The sequence below is a fragment of the Kitasatospora sp. NPDC085895 genome (genome assembly GCF_040702125.1).
Lineage (GTDB): Bacteria > Actinomycetota > Actinomycetes > Streptomycetales > Streptomycetaceae > Kitasatospora > Kitasatospora arboriphila.
Genome location: NZ_JBFBJY010000004.1, coordinates 186,184 through 210,489, shown reverse-complemented (window position 1 = coordinate 210,489; position 24,306 = coordinate 186,184). Strand labels below are relative to the sequence as shown.

General features: G+C 73.7%; 26 protein-coding genes and 1 riboswitch. Of the genes, 10 read left to right on the top strand and 16 right to left on the bottom strand.

What is annotated here, in order from left to right; translation table 11 throughout:
• The first annotated feature begins 300 nt into the window (after positions 1-300).
• On the top strand, positions 301-600 hold the full coding sequence (locus AB0442_RS04465; protein ID WP_366160524.1) for a hypothetical protein: 300 nt from the start codon (positions 301-303) through the stop codon (positions 598-600).
• An 18-nt stretch (positions 601-618) separates the two neighbouring features.
• On the opposite strand, the gene AB0442_RS04460 is transcribed toward AB0442_RS04465, so the two are convergent.
• The 14 genes from AB0442_RS04460 to AB0442_RS04395 form a co-directional block, all read right to left on the bottom strand.
• Entirely contained in the window at positions 619-1,035 is a 417-nt protein-coding gene (locus AB0442_RS04460; protein WP_366160522.1) for a PIN domain nuclease, read from the bottom strand.
• The gene (locus AB0442_RS04455; protein ID WP_366160520.1) at positions 1,032-1,244 is read right to left on the bottom strand and encodes a type II toxin-antitoxin system VapB family antitoxin; all 213 of its coding nucleotides are present in this window, start codon (positions 1,242-1,244) and stop codon (positions 1,032-1,034) included. The genes AB0442_RS04460 and AB0442_RS04455 overlap by 4 nt, the downstream gene beginning before the upstream one ends.
• Positions 1,245-1,306: 62 nt before the next feature.
• A complete protein-coding gene (locus AB0442_RS04450) occupies positions 1,307-3,025 on the bottom strand; it encodes an SDR family oxidoreductase (protein ID WP_366160518.1) in 1,719 nt (572 codons plus the stop codon).
• Positions 3,022-3,852 (bottom strand): M24 family metallopeptidase, encoded by an 831-nt coding sequence (locus tag AB0442_RS04445; protein ID WP_359983940.1) that lies wholly within the window; start codon positions 3,850-3,852, stop codon positions 3,022-3,024. The genes AB0442_RS04450 and AB0442_RS04445 overlap by 4 nt, the downstream gene beginning before the upstream one ends.
• Before the next feature lie 11 nt (positions 3,853-3,863).
• Entirely contained in the window at positions 3,864-4,949 is a 1,086-nt protein-coding gene (locus AB0442_RS04440) for a PDR/VanB family oxidoreductase (RefSeq protein ID WP_366160517.1), read from the bottom strand.
• 90 nt (positions 4,950-5,039) lie between these two features.
• Entirely contained in the window at positions 5,040-5,933 is an 894-nt protein-coding gene (locus AB0442_RS04435) for a metal-dependent hydrolase (RefSeq protein WP_366160516.1), read from the bottom strand.
• Positions 5,934-6,081: 148 nt separating this feature from the next.
• Positions 6,082-6,315 carry a hypothetical protein gene (locus AB0442_RS04430; protein ID WP_366160515.1) on the bottom strand — a complete coding sequence of 78 codons (234 nt, stop codon included), beginning with the start codon at positions 6,313-6,315 and terminating at the stop codon, positions 6,082-6,084.
• A 40-nt stretch (positions 6,316-6,355) separates the two neighbouring features.
• Positions 6,356-7,135, bottom strand: a complete 780-nt coding sequence (locus AB0442_RS04425) for an IclR family transcriptional regulator C-terminal domain-containing protein (protein ID WP_366160514.1) — start codon at positions 7,133-7,135, stop codon at positions 6,356-6,358.
• 199 nt (positions 7,136-7,334) lie between these two features.
• Complete coding sequence (locus AB0442_RS04420; protein WP_366160513.1) at positions 7,335-8,795, bottom strand: catalase; 1,461 nt, start codon at positions 8,793-8,795, stop codon at positions 7,335-7,337.
• A 43-nt stretch (positions 8,796-8,838) separates the two neighbouring features.
• Positions 8,839-10,104, bottom strand: a complete 1,266-nt coding sequence (gene alc, locus AB0442_RS04415; protein WP_363545631.1) for an allantoicase — start codon at positions 10,102-10,104, stop codon at positions 8,839-8,841.
• 11 nt (positions 10,105-10,115) lie between these two features.
• The gene (allB, locus tag AB0442_RS04410; RefSeq protein ID WP_366160511.1) at positions 10,116-11,483 is read right to left on the bottom strand and encodes an allantoinase AllB; all 1,368 of its coding nucleotides are present in this window, start codon (positions 11,481-11,483) and stop codon (positions 10,116-10,118) included.
• A 150-nt stretch (positions 11,484-11,633) separates the two neighbouring features.
• Positions 11,634-12,776 (bottom strand): glycerate kinase, encoded by a 1,143-nt coding sequence (locus tag AB0442_RS04405; RefSeq protein WP_363545637.1) that lies wholly within the window; start codon positions 12,774-12,776, stop codon positions 11,634-11,636.
• A 345-nt stretch (positions 12,777-13,121) separates the two neighbouring features.
• Positions 13,122-14,006, bottom strand: coding sequence for a 2-hydroxy-3-oxopropionate reductase (locus AB0442_RS04400; protein ID WP_366160510.1), 885 nt, complete (start codon positions 14,004-14,006; stop codon positions 13,122-13,124).
• A gap of 41 nt (positions 14,007-14,047) precedes the next feature.
• Positions 14,048-14,881, bottom strand: a complete 834-nt coding sequence (locus AB0442_RS04395; RefSeq protein WP_366160508.1) for a TIM barrel protein — start codon at positions 14,879-14,881, stop codon at positions 14,048-14,050.
• A 228-nt stretch (positions 14,882-15,109) separates the two neighbouring features.
• Here AB0442_RS04395 and AB0442_RS04390 point away from each other — a divergent pair, with 228 nt between their 5' ends.
• From AB0442_RS04390 to AB0442_RS04355, 8 genes are all read left to right on the top strand, one after another.
• On the top strand, positions 15,110-15,379 hold the full coding sequence (locus tag AB0442_RS04390) for a thiamine-binding protein (RefSeq protein WP_363545646.1): 270 nt from the start codon (positions 15,110-15,112) through the stop codon (positions 15,377-15,379).
• On the top strand, positions 15,376-15,756 hold the full coding sequence (locus tag AB0442_RS04385) for a helix-turn-helix domain-containing protein (protein ID WP_366160506.1): 381 nt from the start codon (positions 15,376-15,378) through the stop codon (positions 15,754-15,756). Before AB0442_RS04390 ends, AB0442_RS04385 begins: the two co-directional genes overlap by 4 nt.
• Positions 15,757-15,937: 181 nt before the next feature.
• Complete coding sequence (gene uraD / locus AB0442_RS04380; protein WP_366160504.1) at positions 15,938-16,462, top strand: 2-oxo-4-hydroxy-4-carboxy-5-ureidoimidazoline decarboxylase; 525 nt, start codon at positions 15,938-15,940, stop codon at positions 16,460-16,462.
• 48 nt (positions 16,463-16,510) lie between these two features.
• Positions 16,511-16,846, top strand: a complete 336-nt coding sequence (gene uraH / locus AB0442_RS04375; protein WP_344627572.1) for a hydroxyisourate hydrolase — start codon at positions 16,511-16,513, stop codon at positions 16,844-16,846.
• A 31-nt stretch (positions 16,847-16,877) separates the two neighbouring features.
• Positions 16,878-17,798, top strand: a complete 921-nt coding sequence (gene pucL / locus AB0442_RS04370) for a factor-independent urate hydroxylase (protein WP_359985952.1) — start codon at positions 16,878-16,880, stop codon at positions 17,796-17,798.
• 149 nt (positions 17,799-17,947) lie between these two features.
• Positions 17,948-19,330, top strand: a complete 1,383-nt coding sequence (locus tag AB0442_RS04365; protein ID WP_363545656.1) for an 8-oxoguanine deaminase — start codon at positions 17,948-17,950, stop codon at positions 19,328-19,330.
• Positions 19,331-19,589: 259 nt separating this feature from the next.
• Positions 19,590-19,766: riboswitch (cyclic di-AMP (ydaO/yuaA leader) on the top strand.
• Positions 19,767-19,769: 3 nt separating this feature from the next.
• On the top strand, positions 19,770-20,354 hold the full coding sequence (locus tag AB0442_RS04360) for a hypothetical protein (protein WP_366160502.1): 585 nt from the start codon (positions 19,770-19,772) through the stop codon (positions 20,352-20,354).
• A gap of 24 nt (positions 20,355-20,378) precedes the next feature.
• A complete protein-coding gene (locus tag AB0442_RS04355; protein ID WP_366160500.1) occupies positions 20,379-21,071 on the top strand; it encodes a glycoside hydrolase family 16 protein in 693 nt (230 codons plus the stop codon).
• A 43-nt stretch (positions 21,072-21,114) separates the two neighbouring features.
• Here the strand turns inward: AB0442_RS04355 and AB0442_RS04350 are convergent, their stop codons facing one another.
• Positions 21,115-21,501: a gamma-glutamylcyclotransferase gene (locus tag AB0442_RS04350; protein WP_344627575.1), complete on the bottom strand. Its 387-nt coding sequence runs from the start codon at positions 21,499-21,501 to the stop codon at positions 21,115-21,117.
• Between the two features lie 140 nt (positions 21,502-21,641).
• The gene (gene aceB, locus AB0442_RS04345; protein ID WP_363545662.1) at positions 21,642-23,294 is read right to left on the bottom strand and encodes a malate synthase A; all 1,653 of its coding nucleotides are present in this window, start codon (positions 23,292-23,294) and stop codon (positions 21,642-21,644) included.
• Positions 23,295-23,483: 189 nt separating this feature from the next.
• Here aceB and AB0442_RS04340 point away from each other — a divergent pair, with 189 nt between their 5' ends.
• The gene (locus tag AB0442_RS04340) at positions 23,484-24,275 is read left to right on the top strand and encodes an IclR family transcriptional regulator (RefSeq protein WP_366160498.1); all 792 of its coding nucleotides are present in this window, start codon (positions 23,484-23,486) and stop codon (positions 24,273-24,275) included.
• Positions 24,276-24,306: the final 31 nt, after the last annotated feature.

The following is a 24,306-nucleotide window of genomic DNA, read 5'->3' as shown; positions in this document are numbered from 1 at the left end:
TCGACCTCGGCGCCCGCACCCCCGAGGAGACCGCCGTCTCCGTCGCCGCCGAAATCGTCGCCCACCGCCGCGGCGGCAGCTGCCTGCCCCTCTCCGCCGGCGACGGCCCCATCCATCACGACCTGGCGGCGGTCGCGGCAGAATCCGAGCGGCAGCCGCGGCCGCACGCGGCCTGAGCACCGGGTGGTCCGGGTGCGGGGCCGCGTCCGCGGCGCGACGCTGGAGACCTGAGGACCGGCCCCCACCCGGCGAGGTCCGAGCGGCCCGCCGGTCGTCCGCCGCACCGAAGGGACCACCGCCATGCGCATGCTCGTCCAGGCCTCGATCGACACCGAGCGCTCCAACGCCGTGGTCGCCGCGGGAAAGATGCCCGAGTCAGTGGAGCAGATGCTCAGCATCCTCAAGCCCGAGGCCGCCTACTTCTACCCGCTGCACGGCCGCCGCGGCTTCACCATGGTGGTGGACATCGCCGACGAGGCCGACCTGATCCCCCTCGTCGAACCGCTCTGGACGGAGATGGGCGCCGACGTCGAGGTGGTCCCCTGCCTCACCGCCCAGGAACTCCAGGCCGGCCTCGCCCGCTTCGCCGCCCAATCCTGAACCGCCCCGCCCCGGAGGTCAGTCGGCCTCGCCTGCGGGCACCACCCATCGCGTCGGCTGGCCGGTGACCTGCGCGATCATGTCGTAGTCACCGTCGTAGTGCAGCACGGTGACGCCGTGGCGCTCCGCCGTCGCGGCGATCACCAGGTCGGCCGTCGACACCGCCCGCCAGTTGCCCGCACCGACCAGCAGCACTTGGACGTCCAGCGCCCGGTCCCAGACCTCGTCGGTCGTCGGCAGCCAGTCGAAGCCGCGCATCTCGTCACGGATGCGCTCGGCCTCCGCCTTCGACCGGGCGCTGCGCAGGACCTCCAGTTCCACCGCCGCGCAGACGGCCAGCAGGCCGGCGTTGTGGAGCGGCTCCACCGCCCTGCGGACGGCCTGCTTGGGGAATCGGGCGAGCGCCGAGGTGTCGATCAGAAAGCGTTCCGTCATGCCGCCCGGTGCTCCGCATCACCCTCCACCGGCCCGGTGAGGTCCGGAAGGCCGCCCTCGGCCAGCCAGCTCAGGAAGGACTCGCGTTTCCGCCGCTTGATCGCATCGGCGAGCGCGGCGTTCACCGTGGCCACCTTCGTGGTGGTGCCGAAGATCTCCGCGGCCTCGGCCAGCAGCTCGTCGTCCACGTCTATCACCGTGCGCGTCATGGCAACCTCCCGAGGCCGTGATATCGAATCTCATGCTATCCGATATCACGGCCCCGGAGGCGTCAGCCGATGTCGAGGCGGGCGAGGCGGCGCAGCAGGGCCGGGCTGAGGCGGCCGAGGAGGCGGGCGGCCTTGGCCTCGAAGGTGACCGGGACGACCGGCTTGCCGGTGCGGACGGCGCGGAGGATCTCCGCGGCGACCTTCTCGGGCGGGAAACCCCGGCGGGCGTACGCCTTGGTGGCCTTGGCCCGCTTGGCGGCCTGCTCGTCCGGGTCGGTGCCGGAGAAGGTGGTCGTGCTGGTGATGTTGGTCGCCACGATGCCCGGGCAGATCGCGGAGACGCCGATCCCGTGCGGGGCGAGTTCGGCCCGCAGGCAGTCGGAGAGCATGAGCACCCCGGCCTTGCTGGTGGCGTACGCGGCCAGCGACTTCGCCGGCAGGTAGGCCGCCGCCGAGGCCAGGTTGACGATGTGTCCGCCCCCGCCGCGGGCCACCATCAGGGCGCCGAAGGCGCGGCAGCCGTGGATGACGCCCCAGAGGTTGACGTCCAGGACGCGCTGCCACTCCTTCTCGGTGGTCTGCAGGAAGGTGCCGGCGTGGCCGATCCCGGCGTTGTTGACCACCACGTCGGGCACGCCGTGCTCGGCGGCGACCTGTCGGGCGAAGGCGTCGACGGCCTCGCCGTCGGAGACGTCCACCCGGTGGGCGTGCGCCCGCGGGCCGACCAGGCCGCAGAGGTCGGCGGTGCGTTCGGCGGCGGCGAGGTCGAGGTCGCAGACCACCACCCGGTCCCCCTGCTCGGCGAAGGCCAGGGCGGTGGCCCGGCCGATGCCGCTGCCGCCGCCGGTGACCACCGCGAGCCGGCCGCTCACCGGCGGGCCCTGGACATGCCCGGCGGCGACCCGGGCCACGTGCTCGCGGACGAACCGGGCCACCGTGCCGCCCTTCTCCAGCAGCGCGGACCAGTGGCCGGCGTCCAGGGTGCGGCGGGTCAGGTGCGGCACCCAGCGCTCCAGGCCCTCGGAGAGGAAGGTGGAGACGTAGCGGTCCCGCTCCAGGGTGATCAGCTGGACGGGCACCTCGGTCGGCCGCTCCCGCGGACTGCGCAGCACCGGACGGAAGTTGGCCCGGTACAGCTCGATCCCGCGGACGGCGTCCCGGCCGAGGGTCGGCTGCGGGTGGCCGGCCCGCGGGGTGACGGCCTCCATCCGGTGCAGCACCGTCGGCCAGGCGCGGGCCAGGAAGAGCCGCCAGACGGCCGGTGCCAGGTAGGGCAGTTGGAAGGCCGTGATGTACCAGGAGTGCACGCCCTGGACGAGCAGCTGGCGCAGGTGCCGCGGGGTGGGGCGGCGCATCCGGTGCCTGATCCAGTGGCCGATGTGGTCGAGCGACGGCCCGGAGACGGTGGTGTAGGAGGCGATCCGCCGCTGCGCGCCGGGCTCGGTGACGGCCTCCCAGGACTGGATGGAACCCCAGTCGTGGGCCACCACGTGCACCGGCTCGTCCGGGCTGACGGCGTCGGCGACGGCGAACAGGTCGGCGCCGAGGTGCTCCAGCCGGTAGCCGTCCCGGGCGGCGGGCACACCGGAGCCGCCGGCGCCGCGGACGTCGTAGCGGACCACGTGGTGGTCGGTGGCGAGGTCGGCGGCGACGTCGTCCCAGACCGCGTGGGTGTCCGGGTAGCCGTGCACCAGCAGGACGGTCGGCCGGGCCGGGTCGCCCTGCTCGTACACGGCCAGCGGCAGCCCGCCGGAGTGGACGGTGCGGCGGCGGATGGTCATGCGGCCTCCTCCTGGAGCGTCCAGCGCCGCACGTGCGGCAGGTCGTCGTCGAGCCAGAACGCGTCGTCGTCCGTGACGACGAGCAGCTCCTCGAACTTGATGCCCACGTCCCGGAAGCCGATGTGCGGCTCGACCGCCCACAGGCCCGGGGTGGGGGCGTGCCGGGACGACCGGCCGTCCGCCCACAGCGGGGAGCGGCCGTGCAGCCGCTCGCCGATCAGCTCCCGGCCGAGCGTCTGGAGTGTACGCACGCCGAAGCCGAAGAGGGTGACACCGGCCGGGCCGCGGGCGGTCGTCCGGGTGACCCGGTGGCCGATCACCCGGCCGGGGTAGACCCGGTGCCGGTTGTCGTAGCCGTGCACGGCGAGCTGGGCGTCCACCGCCGCGTACACCTCGTTCAGCGGCTTGCGGGCCCTGACCTCGGCGAGGATCAGCTCCCGGTAGACCTTCAGGTCGGCGGCGAGGCGGTCCCAGACCGGGTTCTCGCCGACCTTGCCGCCGTAGCCGATGTCCGCGGTGTAGCCGTCCACCACCGGCGCGCAGTCCAGCACGTACGGCATGCCCTCCTCCAGCCGGCGGCTCCCGGCGAAGAACTGCAGCGGGGTGCGGAAGTGCCGGAAGGCCGTGCGGTCGCCGAACCAGGCGAACGGCACGTGGAAGTAGTCCTGCACCCCGGCCCGCTCCAGGCAGCGGCGCAGTTGCGCGGTGGCCTGCCGCTCGGTGACGCCGGGTTCGATCCAGGCGGCGACCTGCTCCGCGCAGTGGTAGGCGAGTTGCTGCGTCTCGCGGAACCTGGCGAGGTCGCGCTCGTCGTACGGGAAGGTCATGTGCGGGCTCCTCAGAGGTCCAGGACGAGGGTCTCGCCCTCGGCCGCGCGGGAGACGCAGGGCAGCAGGGCGCCGCCCGCGCGCTCGGCCGGGGTCAGCCGGCGGTCGCGGTGCTCGGGCGTGCCGTCCAGCACCCGCACCCGGCAGGTGCCGCAGAATCCCTGCTTGCAGGAGTACGGCAGGTCGGGACGGAGCCCACGGGCCACGTCCAGGGCGGAACGGTCCGCGGGGACGGCGAGTTCGGGACCGCCGGTGCCGAGCCGGACGGTGAACGGATGCCCGCCGGAGACCGGCGCCGCGCCGAACCGCTCGAAGTGCAGGGCGCGGGCCGGCGAGGCGTCGAACGCCCGCTGGACGGCGGCCAGCATCGGCGCCGGGCCGCAGCAGTAGACGGCCGCGCCGCGCGGGGCCCGGGCGAGCAGCTCCGCGGCGTCCGGGACGCCGTCGCGGTCGTCGGTGCGGATCTCCACCCGGGCCGGGTCGAGGGCGCGCAGTTCCTCGGTGAACGGCAGCGCCGCGGCCGTCCTGCCGGTGTGCACCAGCCGCCAGTCCAGACCGAGCGCCCGCGCCTGACGGGCCATCGGCAGCAGCGGGGTGATGCCGATCCCGCCGGCCAGCAGCAGCACCGCGGGCTCCGCGCAGAAGGCGAAGCCGTTGCGCGGGCGGGCGGCGGTCAGTCGGCTGCCGACCGCGACCTCGTCGTGCAGCTCCACGGACCCGCCGCCGCCGTCGGCGACCCGGCGCACCGCGATCCGGTAGCGGTGCCGGTCCGCGGGATCCCCGCAGAGCGAGTAGTGCCGCTGACGGCCCGAGGGCAGGGTGAGGAGCAGACGGGCACCGGGCTGCCAGGACGGCAGCGGGCCGCCCGAGGGCTCGGCGAGGTGGACGGCGACGACGTCCTCGGCGACCGTGCCGTGGCCGGTGACCACCAGGCGCAGCGGCGGGACGGGGGCGGGGGCCGGCCTGCGGGGACTGCGGCGCAGCCCGGGGCTGCCGAGCGCCGGACTGTAGCGGTCGCCGAACGCGGTGAGCCACCGCATGAACCGGTCGTCCCGGGGACGGCCGTACAGGTCGGGCGGCGGAGTGACGAGATCCATCGGTGGCGGCTCCGTGGCAGGTCGGAATCGGACGGGGGAGGCATCCCCCAGGGCGCGTGGGGGATGCCTGCGTCCCTGGGGGGTGCCCCCTCAGTGGGTGGCGGCCGCGCGGGCGGCCGGGGAGGTGGCGAGGTAGCCGAGGGCCTGGCTGGAGGAGCCCTCCTGGGTGGGGTGGTAGCCGGGCTTGAAGTAGCGGGCGGCGGAGCGGGCCATCGCCTTCGGGTCGGGCAGCAGTCCGCGGCGGGCCTGCACCTGCGCCTCCCGCCAGGTCGGCCGGATCCGGCCGCGGAGTTCGGGGTCGGCGGCGAGCAGGAACCGGACGCCCCGCACCCACAGGTGCACCAGCAGCGGCCCGGAGACGAGCATCCCCCGCATCCGCCGCAGGTAGCCGGGGTCGAGGTGGACGAGCAGGTCGTAGGCGACGCTGCGGTGCTCGACCTCTTCGGCGCCGTGCCAGCGCAGCAGGTCGAGCATGGTGGGGTCGGCCTGGGCGCGGTCGAGGCCGGGCGAGTTGAGGGCCCAGTTGCCGAGGAAGGCGGTGAAGTGCTCGATCGCGGCCACGAAGGCGACCCGTTCGATGATGTTCTCTCGGCGCCGACGGCCCGTCAGTCCGGGCTTGTCGCCGAGGACGCGGTGGAAGATCCAGCCGATCTGGCGGATGTAGGGGCGGGGGTCGAGGCCCTGGCCGAGCAGGTGGTCGAGGACTTCCTGGTGGGCTTCGGCGTGGATGGCCTCCTGGCCGATGAAGCCGAGGACCTCCTCGCGGAGCCGGTCGTCGGTGATCATCGGCAGGGCGTCCGAGAAGACCCGGACGAACCAGCGCTCGCCCTCCGGGAGGAGGAGGTGGAGCACGTTGATGGTGTGGGTGGCGAACGGCTCGTCGGGGATCCAGTGCAGCGGCAGGCTGGACCAGTCGAACTGCACGTCGCGGGGTTCCAGGACGAGGTCGTCGTGGATGCGCGGCGGCGGGGTGGTGCTGGGCATGGGGGGAGCCTCCTGGCCTGCTGTGGCGGCTTCGGCCCTGGCAACGTACTCGCGGGTAGCAGGCCCGGCAAGGGCCTTATCGACATTGAGTCTAATAAGTTTCGCGTCCACCACACGCCTCGCCCGGCCGGGACGGTGGAGGTGTGGCTCAGTCCGGTACGGGCACCGGCGGACGCAGCGCCGCCCGGAGCGCCGTCAGGAAGGACTCGACCGCCGGCCAGGTCATCAGCAGGGCGTGGTCGTCCGGCGAGCCGTCGTCCGGGTCCGTCCGGAGCCGGGCGCGTTCCGCCGCCCGCCCGGCCGGCTCGGCGCCGATGCCGACCACGACCAGGAGGAACGGCGCCGCGAGGCGGCCGACGAACACGTCGGTGCCGGGCCGCAACGGCCTCCTGCCCGTGGCGGGGAGGCGCCGCACGCCCCGGCTACACCGCCATGGCGAGCATCAGCGGGGCTGCGCGCAGCGAGAGGAGTTCGGCGGCGGCGCGCAGGCGGTGGGTCTCGGTGGCGGGCAGGGAGGTGGCCAGGCAGCCGACGGTGGCGCCGGCGGTGACGGGGACGGCCGCGCAGACGGTGCCCAGCGCGTACTCCTGGAGGTCGAGCACGGGGACGGTGGCGGGCTGCCGGTCCAGGCGGTGCAGCAGCTGCTCGGTGTCGGTGATGGTGCGGGAGGTGAGCCGGGCGACGGGGTGGCGGGCGAGGTGGTCGCGGCGGCCGTCGTGGTCGAGCTGGCCGAGCAGGCACTTGCCCATGGCGCTGGCGTGGGCCGTCGCCCGGAAGTCCACCCACTCCTGGACGGCCGGGGCGTGGTCGGTGGCGGAGACGGCCTCCACGCTCAGTTCGCCGTCGTGGTAGCGCGTGAAGTAGACGGCGGCGCCGAGTTCGTCCCGCAGGTCGGCGAGCCGCCGGTGCAGCCGGGCCCGGACGAGCTGTTCGCGGTTCTGCTGGCCGAGCACGGTGAGCGCGCCGCCGAGCAGCCAGACGCCGTCGTCGAAGAGCAGGTAGCCCTCGCACTCCAGGGTCTCGGCCAGTTCCTGCACCGCCGCGGCCTGGACGCCGAGTTCGCGGGCCAGCCGGGCGGTGTCGACGCCGTGCGGGTGCCGGTCGACGGCCTCCAGCAGGCGCAGTGCGCGGTGCAGCGGCCCGTATGGGTTCGGGTGGCCGTGGGTGGGGCCGGTCCGGCGGCCCCGGCTCGGTGCCGGCATGGGCGTCCCCTTCCGCTCGCGCGAGTGCGCGGCGCGGCCGCGCACGTCCAGCCTAGCCGCGGAGGGGCCGCCTTGGCCGCCCGTACGACCGGATGCGGCACGGTTCGTGAGCGTCCGTCAGATTCCGGGGGGTCTTGTGGTAAGGCGAAGGGCCCCTCCCCCACTGCCCAGGGGGGAGAGGCCCGGTCGGGGTGTCCGGTCAGGCGTCGTCGCCGGCGCGGAGCTTCTTCACCGCGGCCTCCAGACGGCTGCCGTACTCCTCGTCGGCCGCGTGGAAGTGGGCGAGGTTCTTCTCCACGATGTCCTCGCGGCTCACCTGGGCGAGGAAGCCTGCCAGGTTGGCGATCAGGCGGTCCTTCTCGCCGTCGGACATCAGCCGGTAGAGCTCGCCGGCCTGGAAGAAGTCGTCGTCCTTGGTGTGGGCCGGGGTGGTGTAGGTGCCGGTGTGGCCCTCCAACCGGACGGGGGCGGCGAGCGCGTCGCCGGTCTGCGCCGGGCCGTCGAAGGAGTTCGGCTCGTAGTTCTTGGCGCGGCCGGCCGTGTTGAGGGCGCCCAGGCCGTCGCGGCCGTAGTTGTTCACCTCGGTGGCGCGCGGGGCGTTCACCGGCAGCTGGGTGTGGTTGACGCCGAGGCGGTAGCGCTGGGCGTCGGCGTAGGCGAACAGGCGGCCCTGGAGCATCTTGTCCGGGGACGGGCCGATGCCGGGCACGAAGTTGTTCGGCGAGAAGGCGGCCTGCTCGACCTCGGCGAAGACGTTCTCCGGGTTCTTGTTGAGCACCAGGCGGCCGACCTTGACCAGCGGGTAGTCGGCGTGCGGCCACACCTTGGTGAGGTCGAAGGGGTTGAAGCGGTAGGTGGCGGCCTCGGCGACCGGCATCAGCTGGACGTACAGCGTCCAGGACGGGAAGACGCCGCGCTCGATGGCCTGGTGGAGGTCGCGCTGGTGGCTGTCGGCGTCGCCGCCGACCACCTCGGCGGCCTGCGAGCCGTCCAGCGAGCGGATGCCCTGGTTGGTCTTGAAGTGGTACTTCACCCAGTAGGCGTCGCCCTGCTCGTTGACCCACTGGTAGGTGTGCGAGCCGTAGCCGTTCATGTGGCGGTAGGAGGCCGGGATGCCGCGGTCGCCGAACAGCCAGGTGATCTGGTGGGTGGCCTCGGGGGCGTGCGCCCAGAAGTCCCAGACGTTCTCGGCCTCGGTGATGCCGGTGTACGGGTCGCGCTTCTGCGAGTGGATGAAGTCGGGGAACTTGATCGGGTCCTTGATGAAGAACACCGGGGTGTTGTTGCCGACCAGGTCGTAGTTGCCGTCGGCGGTGTAGAACTTCAGCGCGAAGCCGCGGGGGTCACGGACCGCGTCGCTGGCGCCCAGGTTGCCGGCCACCGTGGAGAAGCGCAGGAAGACGTCGGTGCGCTTGCCGACGGCCGACAGGAAGTCCGCCCGGGTGTACTGCGAGACCTCGTCGGTGACCTCGAAGTAGCCGTAGGCGCCGGAGCCTCGGGCGTGCACCACGCGCTCCGGGATGCGCTCGCGGTTGAACCGGGCGAGCTTCTCCAGCAGCTGCTGGTCCTGGATCAGCAGCGGGCCGTACTCGCCGGCCGAGGCGGAGTTCTGGTTGTCGGCGACGGGCGCGCCGGACTCGGTGGTCAGGGTCTTCGGCATGAGGGTCCTTCAGTAGCAGCGGTGCGGTGCAGGGGGTCTGGGATCAGACGCCGAGGAGGCGCCAGAGGGCGGCGCGGCGGCGGGAGGTGTGCTCGCCGTCCGGACCGTCGGCCGGGGCGAGGGCGGCTGCGGCGGCACCGGCCGCGGCGGCGTCCCGGAGCGGCCGGGCGGCGGTCAGCCCGGCGGCCTCGTCGGCGGTCAGGCCGGCCGCGGCGAGGGCGGACTCGGCCTCGGCGGCGGGCAGCGCGTCGAACCAGCGCAGGGCGAGGGCGGCGCGGCCCGCCTCGGTCAGGCGGCCGGTGAGCCGGAGCCGGGCGAGGCCGCCGTCGGGGTAGACGTTGATCTTCACGTGGGTGGCGGTGCGGCCGGTGTCGAACCGGAAGCGGTGCCGGGTGTCGGGCTGCAGCCGGGTGCGGGGCAGCAGCGGGAACCAGCCGGCCGTGTCGGTGGCGGGGTCGCCGCCGGCGGAGGCGTCGTAGCCCACCAGGTCGGCCCAGCCGGGGGCGTTGGCGACGAAGTGGGTGGTGTCCACCTCGGCGGCCAGGACCTCGCCGCCCCCGGCCAGGGCGATCCGGACCCAGTCGTTGGCCTTGTCGCGCCGACGCCGGGTCTCCCAGCCCTCGCCCATGACGGTGGCGCGGCCGGGAGCGTTCAGGTTGTGCGGGGAGGAGAAGTAGCGGTCCGAGGCGGCCTCGGCGACGCCGCCGGTCTCCTGGGCGGCGAGGTCGAAGGTGAGGCCGTCGAGCTCGCGCGGGTCGGGCAGCACCTCGCCGTGCACCCGCAGCCGGGCGACGCCGCCGTCCGGCCAGATGTTGAGCCGGACGTGCGTCCAGCGGGTGCCGTCGTCGACCGCGAACTCGTGCGCGGTGTCGCCCTTCAGCGGGGTGCGCGGCACCAGGTCCGTCCACTCGGCGGCCTCGACCTCGGCGGGCGAGGGGTGGCCGGGTACGGAGGCGGCCTGGACGGAGGCGGTCTCCGGGTAGTTGCCGGTGAAGTGCGCGGTGTCGACGACCACGCCGCGGATCACGCCCGCCGCGCCGAGCCGGACGATCGCCCAGTCGTGGTCCTCGTCGGTCGGGTGCGGCTGGTCGGCCGAGGCGCCGCGGCGGCGGCGGGACTCCCAGCCGTCCATGATCTGGCCCTTGTGGCCGAAGGTGTGCGGCCGGAACTCGGCGGGCCGGGCGACCAGCAGGTTCTCCGCGTCGGCGAAGGTGTCCTCGTTGGTGGCGACGACGCCGGCGCCCAGCCGGCGGGAGGCCAGGTCGACCAGCTCGGTGAAGGGCGCGGCCGCGGTCTTCTCGGTGCTCAACTCGACTCTCCTCAAGGACGGGTGATCTGCCGGCCGAACGGCTCGCCGGCGGTGTCGACCACCCGGCCGCGGAGCCAGGTGGTGCGCACCGCGCCGGTGAGGGTGCGGCCGGCGTACGGGGTGACGGGGTTGCGGTGGTGCAGCTGCTCGGCGTGCACCGCGAAGTCGGCGTCCGGGTCGAAGGCGACGAGGTCGGCGTCGTACCCGGGGGCGATGGCGCCCTTGGTGCCGGTGAGGCCGACCAGGGCTGCCGGGCCGGAGGCCATCCAGCGGACGACGTCCGCGAGGGCGTGGCCGCGGCGGCGGGCCTCCGTCCAGACCGCGGGCAGGCCGACCTGCAGGGAGGCGATGCCGCCCCAGGCCGCGGCGAAGTCGCCGCTGCCGCCGTAGCGCCGGAGCAGCTTCAGGTCCGGGGTGGACGGCGAGTGGTCGGAGACGACGGCGGCGAACTCGCCGGCCGCGAGGGCCGCCCAGAGGGCGTCCCGGTTGGACTCGGAGCGGATCGGCGGGCAGCACTTGAAGGCGGTGTCGCCGTCCGGCACCTCCTCCGCGGTGAGGGTGAGGTAGTGCGGGCAGGTCTCGGCGGTCACCTGCACGCCGTCCTCCCGGGCCTGCCGCAGCAGCGGCAGCACGGCGGCCGAGGAGACGTGCAGGATGTGCACCCGGGTGCCGGTGCGGCGGGCGGTGTCGAGCAGCCGGGCGACGGCGGCGGCCTCGGCGTCGTCGGGCCGGGAGGCCAGGAAGTCGCGGTAGTGCACGCCGGGCTGCTGCGGGGCGGCGTCGAGGACGGCCGGGTCCTCGGCGTGGATGATCGCGAGCGCGCCGAGCCGGGCCTGCTCGGCGAGCGCGGACTCCAGGTCCTCCTGGGTGGCCAGGTGCGGGAACTCGTCCACGCCGGACGGGGCGAGGAAGCTCTTGAAGCCGAAGACGCCGGCCTCGTGCAGCGCCGCCAGGTCGCCGGTGTTGCCGGGCACCGCGCCGCCCCAGAAGCCGAGGTCGACCCAGGCCTGGCCCTCGGCGGTCTTCCGCTTGGCCTCCAGCCCGGCGGGCGTGGTGGTCGGCGGGACGGAGTTCAGCGGCATGTCGACGATCGTGGTGACACCTCCGGCGGCGGCCGCCCGGGTGGCCGTGGCGAAGCCCTCCCACTCGGTGCGGCCGGGCTCGTTGACGTGCACGTGGGTGTCGACCAGGCCGGGCAGCAGGGCGGTGTCGCCGAGGTCGGTGAGGTGGCGGTCCCCCGCGAGCAGCGAGCCGTGCGCGGCGACCTGGGCGATCCGCCCGTCCTGGACGAGGACGTCGGCCGGGCGCTCGCCGTCCGGCAGGACGACCCGGCGGGAGCGGATCACGGCCGGGGTGGACGACGTGTCGCTGAGGGGCATCGGGACCTCCGAAACGAGGGTACGAGCGGGGAGTGCCGAAGGCGCGCAGGGGAGTTGGGCCGCCGTCGGGTGCCGGACGGCGGCGAGTGCTCGGAGCCTAGGCCCGCCTTCAACAAAACGTCAATGTAGGAATCCACAAGGGGCTGCGGGCTACCGGCCGAGCAGTTCGGCGGCCAGCCGCTCCCCCGCGGTCTCGGCGAGTTCGCCGGCCCTGGTCATGCTCTCGCCCGGCCGCTCGGCCAGGTCGGTGAGCGCCACGGCCGCGGCGAAGCCCGCCGCCCGCCACTCCGGCTCCGACAGTTCCAGCCGTCCGGCCACGGCGGCCACCCGAACCCCCGCCCGGGTGGCCGCCGCGGCGACGCCGGCGGGGGCCTTGCCGTGGAGCGTCTGCGCGTCCAGGCATCCCTCACCGGTGACGACGAGGCGCGCCCCACGCACTGCCTCGTCGAAGCCCAGGAGATCGAGGAGGAGCTCGATCCCGGGCCGCATGGTGGCGCCGAGCAGGGCCAGGGCGGCGAAGCCGACCCCTCCTGCCGCCCCGGCGCCGGGGGCGTCGCGGACGTCCCGGCCGGTGACCGCCCGGACGGCGTCCGCCCAGACGGTCAGACCTTCCTCCAGGACCACCAGGTCGTCGCCGTCCGCGCCCTTCTGCGGGCCGTACACGGCGGTGGCGCCGCGCGGCCCGAGCAGCGGGTTGTCGACGTCGCAGGCGACCACCACGTCCACCCCGGAGAGCGGGTCGGCCAGCGGTCCGAGGTCGATCCGGGCGAGCCGGCGCAGGGCCGCGCCGCCCGGCGGCAGCTCGCCGCCGTCCGCGTCGTACAGGCCGACGCCGAGCGCCTGGACCATGCCCGCGCCGCCGTCGGTGCAGGCGCTGCCGCCGAGGCCGAGCACGATCCGCGCGGCGCCGAGCGAGACGGCCCGGGCGATCAGCTGGCCGACCCCGTAGGAGCCGGCCGCCAGCGGGGCGGTGCGGCCGCCGGGGAGCCGGGCGAGGCCGGAGGCCTGCGCCAGCTCGACCACGGCGGTGTCGCCGCGGACGGCGATCGCCGCGTCCACCGGCAGACCGGTCGGGCCCGCCACCTTGACCGCGACCCGCTCGAAGCCGGCCGCGAGGGCGGCCGCCAGGGTGCCCTCGCCGCCGTCGGCGACCGGGAGCTCCCGGACCTCGGTGCCGGGGGCGGCGCGGCGGACGCCGGCGGCGATCCGGGCGGCGACCTCGGCGCCCTCCAGGGAGCCCTTGAACTTGTCGGGCGCGACGACCACATGACCCTGAGCGGGGGTGGCGGGCATGGTGGTGGCCTTTCTACGGGAACGTCTACGTACTGGCACTACCCAGGTGGGCGGGGGTTGCGCAGGTACCGCCCACCCGGGGGCGTGGTGGGCCCCCTCTCCGCCGTTCCCCTCGTCCCGCTTCCGACGTTCGAGGGGCTCCCCTCGGCAGGAGAGGGGGCCGGGGCGGCGCGCACGGGCACGACCGAAGTGCCTACCGGGAGGGTGGCGCGCCGCCGGCCTGGGACGACCGGCAGGGGGCGGGCAGGGCCGCGGCCCGCTGCCGGTCGGGATGCCGCCTCCTGGCGGCGCGGGCACGACCGGACAGGTACACGCCGCCAGGAGGAGTCGGGGGGACGGGCCGGGTCAGACCGTCCGGCCGGAGAGCCGCTCGACGCCGCGCAGCAGGGCGGAGTGGTCGAGCGAGCCGTCGCCGTTGGCGCGGGCGGAGGCGACCAGCTGGGCCACCACGGCACCGACCGGCAGGGCGGCGCCGACGGCGCGGGCGGCGTCGGTGACGATGCCCATGTCCTTGTGGTGCAGGTCGATCCGGAAGCCGGGGGCGAACTCGCGGTTCAGCATGTTGGCCCGCTTGCGGTTGAGCACGGTGGAGCCGGCCAGGCCGCCGCCGAGCACCTCCAGCGCGGCCTGCAGGTCGACGCCGGCGTTCTCCAGGAAGACCACGGCCTCGGCGAGGACCTGGATGTTGACGGCCACGATCAGCTGGTTGGCGGCCTTCACGGTCTGGCCGGCGCCGGCCGGGCCGACGTGGATCACCGTGGTGCCGAGGGCGTCGAGCAGCGGCTTGGCCTCGGCGAAGTCCTCCGCCGCGCCGCCGACCATGATCGACAGGACGGCCTCGATCGCGCCGGCCTCGCCGCCGGAGACCGGGGCGTCCAGGGTGCGCACGCCGCGATCCTTGGCCGCGGCCTCGACCTTGATGGAGGTCTGCGGGGTGATCGAGGACATGTCGATCACCAGGGTGCCCGGCTGCGCGTTCTCCAGGACACCGCCCTCGCCCAGGATCACCTGCTCGACCTGCGGGTCGGCCGGGACCATGGTGATGACGACCTCGGCGTCCTTCACCGCGTCGGCGATGCTGGTGGCGCCGTGGCCGCCGGCGGCGACCAGGGCGTCGATCTGCGGCTGGGTGAGGTTGTAGCCGGTGACGTGGTGGCCGGCCCGGACCAGGTTGGCGGCCATCGGGCTGCCCATGATGCCGAGGCCGATGAAGGCGATCTTGCGGCTCATCGCGTCGTGCTCCTTGCGTTGGGGAGGTGGTGGGAGGGGGCTCAGCCGGCGCGCAGCTCGCGCGGGAGCCACGCGAAGCTGTCGGCGCTGACGCCGGTGGAGGGCTTGTACTCCAGGCCGATCCGGCCCTGGTAGCCGGCGGCGGTGAGCCGGGCGAAGAGGTCCTCGAAGTCGAGTCCGCCGGTGCCGGGCTCGTTGCGGGCCGGGACGTCGGCGATCTGCACGTGGCCGATCCGGTCGGCGTACGTCGAGATCACCGCCGCCAGGTCCTCGCCGTTCCTGGCCAGGTGGTAGAGGTCGCAGAGGAACTTGGCGTTGCCGAGGCCGGTGGCCGCGTTGACCTTGTCGACGACCTCGACCGCCGCCTCGGCGCTGAGCAGCGCGTAGTCCGGGGACTCGACCGCGTTGAGGGTCTCGATCAGCAGGACCGCGCCGACGGAGTGCGCGGCCCGGGCGGCGAGGACGAGGTTCTCCAGCGCCAGGGCGTCCTGCTCGGCCGGGTCGGCGCCCGCCACCCGGTTGCCGTAGAGGGCGTTCAGCGCCTTGGTGCCGAGGGAGTCGGCGAGGGCCGCGGCGACCGGGACGTTGGCCCGGAAGCGCTCGCTCTCGGCCGGCACCGAGGCGGTGCCGCGGGCGCCCTTGACGAGGTCGTCGAGGAAGTTGAGGCCGGTGAGCTGCACGCCGGCGTCGGTGAAGGCCTTGCGGAGCGCGTCCAGCTCGGCCTGCGAGGGGTCGTGCTCCTCGCCGAAGGGCCACCAGAGCTCGGCGGCGGTGAAGCCGGCCGCGGCCGCGGCGGCGGGGCGCTCCAGCAGCGGGAGCTCGTTGAACAGGATCGACAGGTTGACCGTGTAGCTGTGCGCGGCGGCGGCAGTCACGTGCTCACCTTCCCTCTCTTCCGTTCCCGACTTCCACGATCCGGAAGGGGGATTCTGTCTGGTGGAAGCTTCGCCGAGGAGCTTCCGGGCCGTCAAGGCCGTCGCAACAATTTGTTGAAGTGGCCGAACGGCGCCGGTCGCACCGCCCGCGGCCTGTCCGATCACCCAGCCGCCCCGCACCCCCGCACGCCCGGTCCGACCCTTGCGCGGGCCGTCTAGAGTGAGCGCGTGCGATTGATGGTGGAGTTCACGACAGAACCGTTCGAGCTGGACGGCTTCCCGGACCACGCCAAGGCTGCCCGCCGGGTCGTGGACGAGGCCGGCCTCGACGTCTCGGTCGGGCCCTTCGGCACCAGCGCCGAGGGCGACGCCGAGCAGACCCTGGCCGCGGTGACGCGCCTGCTGCGCGAGACCCTGGAGGCCGGGGCGACCCGGATCTCCGTCCAGATCAGCGTGCTCGGCGACGAGCAGTCCCCGGAAGGAGGGGGTACGCCGTGAGCAGCGCCCTGGAACACCCGCTCACCGCCGCGATAAAGCCGCTGCTGGACGCGGTGGGCGCCACCGCGGTCGAGCCGGCCGAGGCGCGCCCGGACGACGTCGTCCTGGAGTGGGACGGCGAGGCGGCCGTGGCGGTGCGGCTCCCGCACCTGAGCAGTGCGCTGGACCGACTGCTCGCGGAGATGGTGCGCCAGTTCGACGGGCGTCCGCTGACCGAGCTCGACCGGGCCGAGAAGCAGCACGTGGTCGCCCTGCTGGAGGAACGCGGGGCGTTCACCGTCCGCCACGGGGTGGAGACGGTGGCCTCGGCGCTCGGCGTCAGCCGCTTCACGGTCTACAACTACCTGAACCGGCAGGAAGGCTCCCGGAAGGGCTGACACCGCCCGCCCCGAGTCTCCACCGCCCGCCGCGCCGGACCCATTGGCGGATCCCACACGACATCCCCCGGCAACCCGGCCCGCCGCGAAACGTAACCACCAACCGTTCAACAAAGTGTTGACGGTCCGCGGTGGTGGATCTAGCTTGTGCGAGTGGCACCACTCTTCAGGAGGTCCACCCGTGACCAACGAATCCACCGCTCCGACCGCGGACGCCGGGGCGCTTGAGTCCCTGGCGGCGGCCCCGGCCGCCGATCTGCGGGAGACGCTGCTGGAGATCTGCTCCAGCCCCCGCTGGGCCGAGGCGGTCGCGGCCGCCCGGCCGTGGCGGGACCGCACGGCCCTGCTCGACGCCAACGCCGCCGCCATGGCCGTCCTCGACACCGCGGACCTCGCCGACGCGATGGCCGGCCACGCCCGGATCGGCACCCCGAAGGCCGGCGACGCCACCTCCGAGCGCGAGCAGGCCGGTATCCGGGGAGCCGACAGCGCGCTCCTCGACGACCTGCGCGAGGCCAACGCCGCCTACGAGGCGAAGTTCGGCCACGTGTTCCTGATCTGCGCGACCGGCCGCACGGCCGCGACCATGCTCGCCTCGCTGCGCGAGCGCCACTCCAACGACGCCGCCACCGAGCGCGAGATCGTCCGCGGCGAGCTGCGCAAGATCAACGACATCCGCATCAACCGACTGCTCGACGGGGCCTAGACTCCTGACGGTCAGTCAATTCCTGCCATCAGTAAGGCGCTTCAACCCATGACTGGCATCTCCACGCACGTGCTCGACACCAGCCTCGGCCGCCCGGCCGAGGGCGTGCCAGTCGAGCTGGCACTGCACACCGAGGGTGGCTGGAAGGTGCTCGGCACCTCCGCCACGGACTCCGACGGCCGGGCCAAGGACCTGCCGGCCGCGGAGGCGGGCTCGGTCGTCCGGCTGCTCTTCGACACCACCGCGTACTACGCGGCCCGGGGCGAGGCGGCGCCGTTCTTCCCCGAGGTGGCGATCGTCTTCACGGTCGCGCCCGCGCAGCACCACTACCACGTGCCGTTGCTGCTCAACCCGTTCGGCTACTCGGTCTACCGCGGAAGCTAGAAGACCGACCTGGAACCTTAGGAGCCATGCCATGGCCCACGTGCTCGGCCAGAACCAGTACGGCAAGGCGGAGAACCGCATCGTCCGGGTCTACCGCGACTCCACCCGGCACGAGATCAAGGACCTGAACGTCTCGGTCTCCCTGCAGGGCGAGTTCGAGGACGTCCACCTCACCGGCTCCAACGCCAACTGCCTGCCCACCGACACGACGAAGAACACCGTCTACGCCTTCGCCAAGGAGTACGGCATCGAGTCGGCGGAGGCCTTCGGCATCACGCTGGCCCGCCACTTCGTCGAGAACACCGAGCGCGGTGTGGTGCACAGCGCCCGCATCCGCATCGAGGAGTACACCTGGGACCGCATCCGGACCCCGGACAGCTCCGCCCGCTTCATCGGCTCCGAGGAGGTCGGCCACTCCTTCGTCCGCAACGGCCAGGAGGTACGCACCTCCGAGATCGTGTTCGACGGCGAGTCCGTCCAGGTGATCTCCGGACTCAAGGACCTGGTCGTGATGAACACGACCAACTCCGAGTTCTGGGGCTACATCAAGGACAAGTACACCACCCTCCAGGAGGCCTACGACCGCATCCTGGCGACCCAGGTGACGGCCCGTTGGAAGTACGGCTACACCGGCCGCGACGACGAGCCGCAGCCGAACTGGAACCGCTCCTACAACCACGTGAAGCGCCACATGCTGGAGGCCTTCGCCGAGACGTACTCCTACTCGCTGCAGCAGACCCTGCACGCGATGGGCACCCGGGTGCTGAACAACCGCGCCGAGGTGGACGAGGTCCGCCTGGAGCTCCCCAACAAGCACCACTTCCTCGTCGACCTGGAGCCCTTCGGCCTCAAGAACGAGAACGAGGTGTACTACGCCGCCGACCGGATGTACGGCCTGATCGAGGGCACCGTCCACCGCGAGGGCGTCGTCCCGGTCATACCCGTCGCCTGACCGGACCGGCACCCGCCCGCCACGGGCCGGACGGCGCCGCCGCGGGGCCCCTGTGCTTCCCCGCGCCGGCCTCCGCACCCCGTCCGGCCCGCCCCACCCGCCGCCCGCCCGCGGCACACCCCCAGCCCTCGCCCCAAGGAGTTCACGCCATGGCAGTCCAGCCCCCACCCGCCGACCAGCGGATCGTGATCGAGAACGTCGCCGTCGCGACGGTGGACGCAGACGACACCGAGTACGCCCGCGGCCACGTGGTGATCCTCGGCAACCGGATCGAGTCGGTCGGCGACGGCCCCGCCCCGCAGTGGCTGGACAACGTGGTGCGCCGGATCAACGGCGAGGGTCATCTGGTCACCCCGGGCCTGGTCAACACCCACCACCACTTCTACCAGTGGATCACCCGCGGCCTCGCCCAGGACGACATCCTCTTCGACTGGCTGGTCGCGCTCTACCCGACCTGGGCCCGGATCGACGAGAAGCTGGTGCACGCCGCCACCCAGGGCTCGGCCGCCGCGCTGCTCAAGTCCGGCTGCACCACCGCCTCCGACCACCACTACGTCTTCCCGCAGGGCGGCGGCGACGTCCTCGGCGCCTCGATCGAGGGCGTGCAGGAGCTCGGCCTGCGCTTCACCGCGCTGCGCGGCTCGATGGACCGCAGCAAGAAGGACGGCGGCCTGCCGCCGGACCACGCGGTGGAACGGACCGAGGACATCCTGATCGCCTCCGAGGCCGCCGTCGACACGTGGCACGACGCCTCCTTCGGCTCGATGCTGCACGTGGCCCTCGCGCCCTGCTCGCCCTTCTCGGTCTCCACCGAACTCCTCAGGGAGTCGGCCGTGCTGGCCCGCCGCAAGGGCGTCCGGCTGCACACCCACGGCTCGGAGACGGCCGAGGAGGAGCAGTTCTGCAAGGAGCTGTTCGGCATGGGCCCGACCGACTACTTCGAGTCCACCGGCTGGCTCGGCGAGGACGTGTGGATGGCGCACTGCGTCCACATGAACGACTCCGACATCGCCAAGTTCGCCGAGACCGGCACCGGTGTCGCCCACTGCCCCTCGTCCAACGCCCGTCTGGCGGCCGGCATCGCCCGCGTCCCGGACATGCTGAAGGCCGGCGTGCCGGTGGGCCTCGGCGTCGACGGCACCGCCTCCAACGAGTCCGGCGAGCTCGGCACCGAGCTGCGCAACGCGCTGCTGATCAACCGCCTGCACGGCCGCCCCGACGCGCTGACGGCACGCCAGTCGCTGCGTCTGGGCACCATGGGCGGCGCCCGGGTGCTCGGCCGGCAGAACGAGATCGGCTCCATCGAGGCCGGCAAGCTCGCCGACCTGGCCCTGTGGAAGGTCGACGGCATCATGCACTCCTCGATCGCCGACCCGGTGGCCGCGCTCACCATGGGCGCCCTGCCGCCGCTGGCGGTGCTGTTCGTCAACGGCAACGCCGTCGTCGAGAAGGGCGTGCTGACCACCGTCGACGAGGACCGGATCGCGCTGGCCTGCGCCCGCGCCGCGAAGGAGCTCGCCTCCCGCGCCTGACCCCCCGCACTCCGGGCCGTACCAGGGACGGTACGCCACCCGGACTCCGTGGCCCCCGGCCGGCCCACAGCGGGCCGGCGGCCGTACGGAGCGCGGCCCCCGGACCCACGGCGAGGGTCCGGGGGCTGCGGCGCGCCCGGATGTGACGGACCCGACATCGACGGTCCGGTGCCTTGCCCTCCGGGAGGACCCTGCTGACCTGCTCGGACGCCCGCTCCATGCGGGCCCCGTCCCGGGACCGCCGAGTCCCGTCCGCCCGGTGACGGCAACGCGAGATGCGACACGGACGGGAGCGGGGGAACCAGGTAAGTCGCCCTGGCCCCGCGCGCATGCTCGCGTACGGCCAGGGCTCGGGGTGAAGCCGCCCACCGGGCGGCCGGGCCACCTGACGGCCCGAATCCGACAGCTCACCTCGCAGGCGTCGTCGAGGAACAACTCCATGCCTGTTTCCGCCATCGCCCTCAAGGTGGGCGAGGTCGCCGGGCTCGGCCTGCTGGCCGTCCCCTTCCTGGGCAGCGCCGAGGCCGCCAGCATGCCCGAGGTGACCCAGGACCGGCTCGCGCCGGTCGCCATGGCCGCGAACACCGCGGCAGCCGCCTCCCTCTCCGTCCACTCCTCCGCCTGCTTCACCGCCCGGAGGATCGGCGTCGCCGTCCGCGACGCCGCCGGCAACAAGCTGGACTTCCCCGGCAGCGGCCGCAACGTGCGGATCTGCCCCGACGGGGTCACCGTCACCACCGCCGCCCGCGCCCTGCCGGCCGGCGTCTACACCGCCTTCGGCACCTGGCAGGACGCCGACCGGCGCTGGCACGACCTCCCGGTGCAGACGCTCGACGTCCGCGCCTCGGGCACCGCCGCGCCGGCCCCGAGCCCGACCGCGGCCGCCCCGAGTCCCTCCCCCACGGCGAGCGCCACCCCGGCGCCGAGCACGCCGACCGCGGCCCCGACCACGGCGGCACCCAGCTTCACCGCCTCCCCGTCGGCGAGCTCCTCCCCCACCTCGACGGCCGGTGCGCCGACCTGATCGGACGACTTCGACGGCGTCAACGTGCCGCTCGGCAGCTGGACGGGCTGCTCCAACGGCCCGTCCATCACCGCCAGCCACTGCTCCGGGCTGCCGGCCGCGGTGGACAGCAAGTGGTGGGCCTACCCGGACGGCTGGAAGGACACCAGCAAGAACGGCACCTACTCGCCGTCGAGGACGATGTCCATCGCCAACGGCCAGATGAACCTCCACCTCAACCGGGACTCCTCCGGCACCTGGGTCTCCGCGCCGGCGCCCAAGCTCCCCTCCCCCACCGGCGACGGCGTCCAGTACGGGCGCTTCGAGGTGACCTGGAAGGCGACCTCGGCCTCCGGCTACAAGATGGCGTGGCTGCTCTGGCCGGACGACGGCATCTGGCCGCAGCACGGCGAGATCGACTTCCCCGAGGGCGACCTCAACGGTTCGATCGGCGCCTTCATGCACCGCGCCGACGCCACCTCGGGCAGCGACCAGGACGCCTACTCCAGCGGCGTCCCGACCGCCGGCGCGTGGCACACCTCGGCGGTCGACTGGCAGAAGGACGGCGTGACCTTCTACCTGGACGGCAAGGTGATCGGGCGCTCCACCGCGCGCATCCCCGCCAACTCGATGCACTGGGTGCTGCAGTCCGAGACGGCCCTCGGCGGCACCGTGCCCGCCGTGGGCTCCTCGGCGGACATCGCCGTCGACTCGGTCAAGTTCTGGAAGGCGGGCTGACCTTCCGCGTCCGCCCGGCCGGCGCCCCCCCGGGGGGCGCCGGTCAGGCGGTGCGGCCGAGGGTGGCCAGGTAGGCCCGCCAGCCGCCGTGGCCGGTGATCTCGCGGTGCACCCCGCGCTCGAGCTCACCGCGGCGCAGCACCATGGACAGGCACGGCGTGCCGTCCGAGAGGGCGATCACGCCGAGCTCCAACTCCGGGGGCTCGCCCGGCAGGACGGCGTCCCGCAGGTGCTCCAGCGGGAGGTCGTAGAGCTCGCCCTCGATCGCCGCGCTGCCGCCCGGGTCGGGCAGCAGGCCGGGGCAGACGTCGCGGACGGAGAAGAAGCGGTGGCCGGGTGCGGTGCGGACCGGGCCGACCAGGTACTCGGCGACCAGCGGGTGGAACGGGCCGCCGGTCATCGCCTGGCCGTTGAAGAAGATGAGCGCCATGGGGAAGTGCCTCCGAACGCGGGTGTTCCGTACGGCTCCCGGCGTCTGGGCAGCGGGAGCCGTACGGAACGGTGAATTGCGGCGGACGAGTTCGACGTCCTGGCGGGCGTCGGGCCGCTCGCCCGGCGGATAGGTTGGGGTCAGTCGAGCAGGGGCAGCGCGGGCAGGGTGAGGAAGTCGACGAACTCCTCGGCCAGGGCGACCTGCTCGAAGAGCCGGGCGGCCTCCGTCCAGCGCCCGGCGGCGTAGGCGGCGTCCCCGAGCTCGGTGCGCAGTTCGGCGAGTTCCTCGGCCACGAGCCGGCGGACGAGCTCCGCGGTGGCCTTCTCGCCGGTGTCGGCGAGGACGACGCCGTTGTTGATCCACTGCCAGATCTGCGAGCGGGAGATCTCGGCGGTGGCGGCGTCCTCCATCATGTTGAAGATGCCGACCGCGCCGAGGCCGCGCAGCCAGGCCTCGATGTAGCGGACGCCGACCTGGACGGCGTTGTGCAGGCCCGCGCGGGTGCAGCTGCCGCCGGCACCGGCGATGTCGAGCAGCTGCTCGGCGGTGACGGGCTCGGGCGAGCCCGGCGAGGACTTCTGGTTCGGCCGGTCGCCGAGCACGGCGTCGAAGCAGGACCGGGCGACCGGGACGAGGTCCGGGTGGGCGACCCAGGAGCCGTCGAAGCCGCCGGCGGCCTCGCGGTCCTTGTCGGCCTTGACCTTCTCCAGGGCGGCCGCGTTGACCTCCGGGTCCTTGCGGGAGGGGATGAACGCGGCCATGCCGCCGATCGCGTGGGCGCCGCGGCGGTGGCAGGTCTGCACCAGCAGGCGGGTGTAGGCGGCCATGAAGGGCGAGGCCATGGTGACGGTGTTGCGGTCCGGCAGGATGTAGTGGTCGCCGGCGTCGCGGAAGTTCTTCACGATCGAGAAGAGGTAGTCCCAGCGGCCGGCGTTGAGCCCGGCGGCGTGGTCGCGCAGCTCGAAGAGGATCTCCTCCATCTCGAAGGCCGCGGTGATGGTCTCGATCAGGACGGTGGCGCGGATCGTGCCGTGCGGGATGCCGAGCTCGGCCTGCGCGTGGGTGAAGACGTCGTTCCACAGCCGGGCCTCGAGGTGGCTCTCGGTCTTCGGCAGGTAGAAGTAGGGCCCGGAGTTGGGGTCCTCGGCGCCGCGGGCGATCAGCCGGGCGGCGTTGTGGAAGAAGTACAGGCCGAAGTCGAAGAGGCCGCCGGAGACCGGGGCGCCGTCCACCAGCAGGTGGGTCTCGTCGAGGTGCCAGCCGCGCGGGCGGACCACCACGGTGGCGAGTTCGGCGGCGGGCCTCAGGGTGTACGCCTTGCCGGCCGGCGAGGTGAAGTCGATCCGTCCCTCGAAGGCGTCGATCAGGTTGACCTGGCCGGAGACCACGTTCTCCCAGGTGGGCGAGGTGGCGTCCTCGAAGTCGGCGAGCCAGACCCGGGCACCGGAGTTGAGGGCGTTGATCACCATCTTGCGGTCGGTCGGGCCGGTGATCTCGACCCGGCGGTCCTGGAGGGCGCGCGGGGCCTCGGCGACCTGCCAGTCCCCGGCGCGGACGTCGGCCGTCCCGGGCAGGAAGTCGAGGGTGCCGGCCGCGGCGATCTCGGCGCGGCGGGTCTTCCGTCGGGCGAGGAGCTCCTGGCGGCGGCCTTCGAAGGCACGGTGGAGCCCGACGACGAAGGAGACGGCCTCCGGCGTGAGCACCTCCTCGGCGCGGGCGACGCGCGGACCGGCGACCGTGACGACCGGGGCGGCGGACGACGCGCCGGCGGATCCCTGATCTGCAGCCATGGGCAGGACACTCCTTGGACGGTTGAGCCAGCACTGGGGGTTCCGATGGGAACTCCCGAGATCCGGACCCCCCTACGGGCGGGTTCCGTTCTGTACAGTGGAGCCTAGTTTCCGCGATACAGAATTTCAACGGTTTGTTGATGTGATCGGCGGGACTCTACTCCTCCCCCGAGAGCGAAGGGAACACCGGTGGTCAGCACCCCCGCCGCAGACCGGACAGGCACCGACCGCACCGGCGGCGTGCAGTCCGTCGAGCGCGCCTTCCTCCTCCTCGAGGCACTGGCCGAGGCCGGTGGCACGGCCGCGCTCAGTGAGCTGTCCGCCAGCTCCGGCCTGCCGATGCCGACGATCCACCGACTCATCCGTACCCTCGTCCAGCAGGGATATGTCCGGCAGGACACCGCCCGTCGGTACACGCTCGGCCCGCGGCTGATCCGGCTCGGCGAGACGGCCGGCCGCCTGCTGGGCAGTTGGGCCCGCCCGTACCTCGCGGAGCTGATGGAGGCCACCGGGGAGACGGCGAACCTCGCCGTCCTGGAGGGCGGCGAGGTGGTGTACGTGGGCCAGGTGCAGTCCCGGCGCTCGATGCGGATGTTCACCGAGGTCGGCCGCCGGGTGCAGCCGCACTGCACCGGCGTCGGCAAGGCACTGCTGGCCCAACTCCCGCAGGAGGAGGCCCGTGCGGTCCTCGGCAGCCGGCCGCTGCAGGCGCACACCCCGTTCACCCACACCGACCCGGCCGAGCTGCTGGAGCACCTCGCGGCGGCCCGGGAGGCCGGGTACGTGGTCGACGACCAGGAGCAGGAGATCGGCGTCCGGTGCATCGCGGTCGCCGTGCCCGGCGCGCCCACGCCCACCGCGCTCTCGGTGTCCGGCCCGGAGGCCCGGATCAGGGCGCTGGAGGCGCAGGACGGCGAGGCCGCCCTGGTGCCGGTGATGCGCCAGATCGCCGAACGGCTCGGCCGGGTGCTGGCGCCCTGACGGGACGCCAGCAGCCTTGGCCGGACGGGGG

Excerpts from the sequence above, each read along its gene's own strand:
- AB0442_RS04465 (WP_366160524.1), top strand. The coding sequence starts at position 301 with ATGCGCATGCTCGTCCAGGCCTCGATCGACACCGAGCGCTCCAACGCC.
- AB0442_RS04460 (WP_366160522.1), bottom strand. The coding sequence starts at position 1,035 with ATGACGGAACGCTTTCTGATCGACACCTCGGCGCTCGCCCGATTCCCC.
- AB0442_RS04455 (WP_366160520.1), bottom strand. The coding sequence starts at position 1,244 with ATGACGCGCACGGTGATAGACGTGGACGACGAGCTGCTGGCCGAGGCC.
- AB0442_RS04450 (WP_366160518.1), bottom strand. The coding sequence starts at position 3,025 with ATGACCATCCGCCGCCGCACCGTCCACTCCGGCGGGCTGCCGCTGGCC.
- AB0442_RS04445 (WP_359983940.1), bottom strand. The coding sequence starts at position 3,852 with ATGACCTTCCCGTACGACGAGCGCGACCTCGCCAGGTTCCGCGAGACG.
- AB0442_RS04440 (WP_366160517.1), bottom strand. The coding sequence starts at position 4,949 with ATGGATCTCGTCACTCCGCCGCCCGACCTGTACGGCCGTCCCCGGGAC.
- AB0442_RS04435 (WP_366160516.1), bottom strand. The coding sequence starts at position 5,933 with ATGCCCAGCACCACCCCGCCGCCGCGCATCCACGACGACCTCGTCCTG.
- AB0442_RS04425 (WP_366160514.1), bottom strand. The coding sequence starts at position 7,135 with ATGCCGGCACCGAGCCGGGGCCGCCGGACCGGCCCCACCCACGGCCAC.
- AB0442_RS04420 (WP_366160513.1), bottom strand. The coding sequence starts at position 8,795 with ATGCCGAAGACCCTGACCACCGAGTCCGGCGCGCCCGTCGCCGACAAC.
- allB (WP_366160511.1), bottom strand. The coding sequence starts at position 11,483 with ATGCCCCTCAGCGACACGTCGTCCACCCCGGCCGTGATCCGCTCCCGC.
- AB0442_RS04405 (WP_363545637.1), bottom strand. The coding sequence starts at position 12,776 with ATGCCCGCCACCCCCGCTCAGGGTCATGTGGTCGTCGCGCCCGACAAG.
- AB0442_RS04400 (WP_366160510.1), bottom strand. The coding sequence starts at position 14,006 with ATGAGCCGCAAGATCGCCTTCATCGGCCTCGGCATCATGGGCAGCCCG.
- uraH (WP_344627572.1), top strand. The coding sequence starts at position 16,511 with ATGACTGGCATCTCCACGCACGTGCTCGACACCAGCCTCGGCCGCCCG.
- pucL (WP_359985952.1), top strand. The coding sequence starts at position 16,878 with ATGGCCCACGTGCTCGGCCAGAACCAGTACGGCAAGGCGGAGAACCGC.
- AB0442_RS04365 (WP_363545656.1), top strand. The coding sequence starts at position 17,948 with ATGGCAGTCCAGCCCCCACCCGCCGACCAGCGGATCGTGATCGAGAAC.
- AB0442_RS04360 (WP_366160502.1), top strand. The coding sequence starts at position 19,770 with ATGCCTGTTTCCGCCATCGCCCTCAAGGTGGGCGAGGTCGCCGGGCTC.
- AB0442_RS04350 (WP_344627575.1), bottom strand. The coding sequence starts at position 21,501 with ATGGCGCTCATCTTCTTCAACGGCCAGGCGATGACCGGCGGCCCGTTC.
- aceB (WP_363545662.1), bottom strand. The coding sequence starts at position 23,294 with ATGGCTGCAGATCAGGGATCCGCCGGCGCGTCGTCCGCCGCCCCGGTC.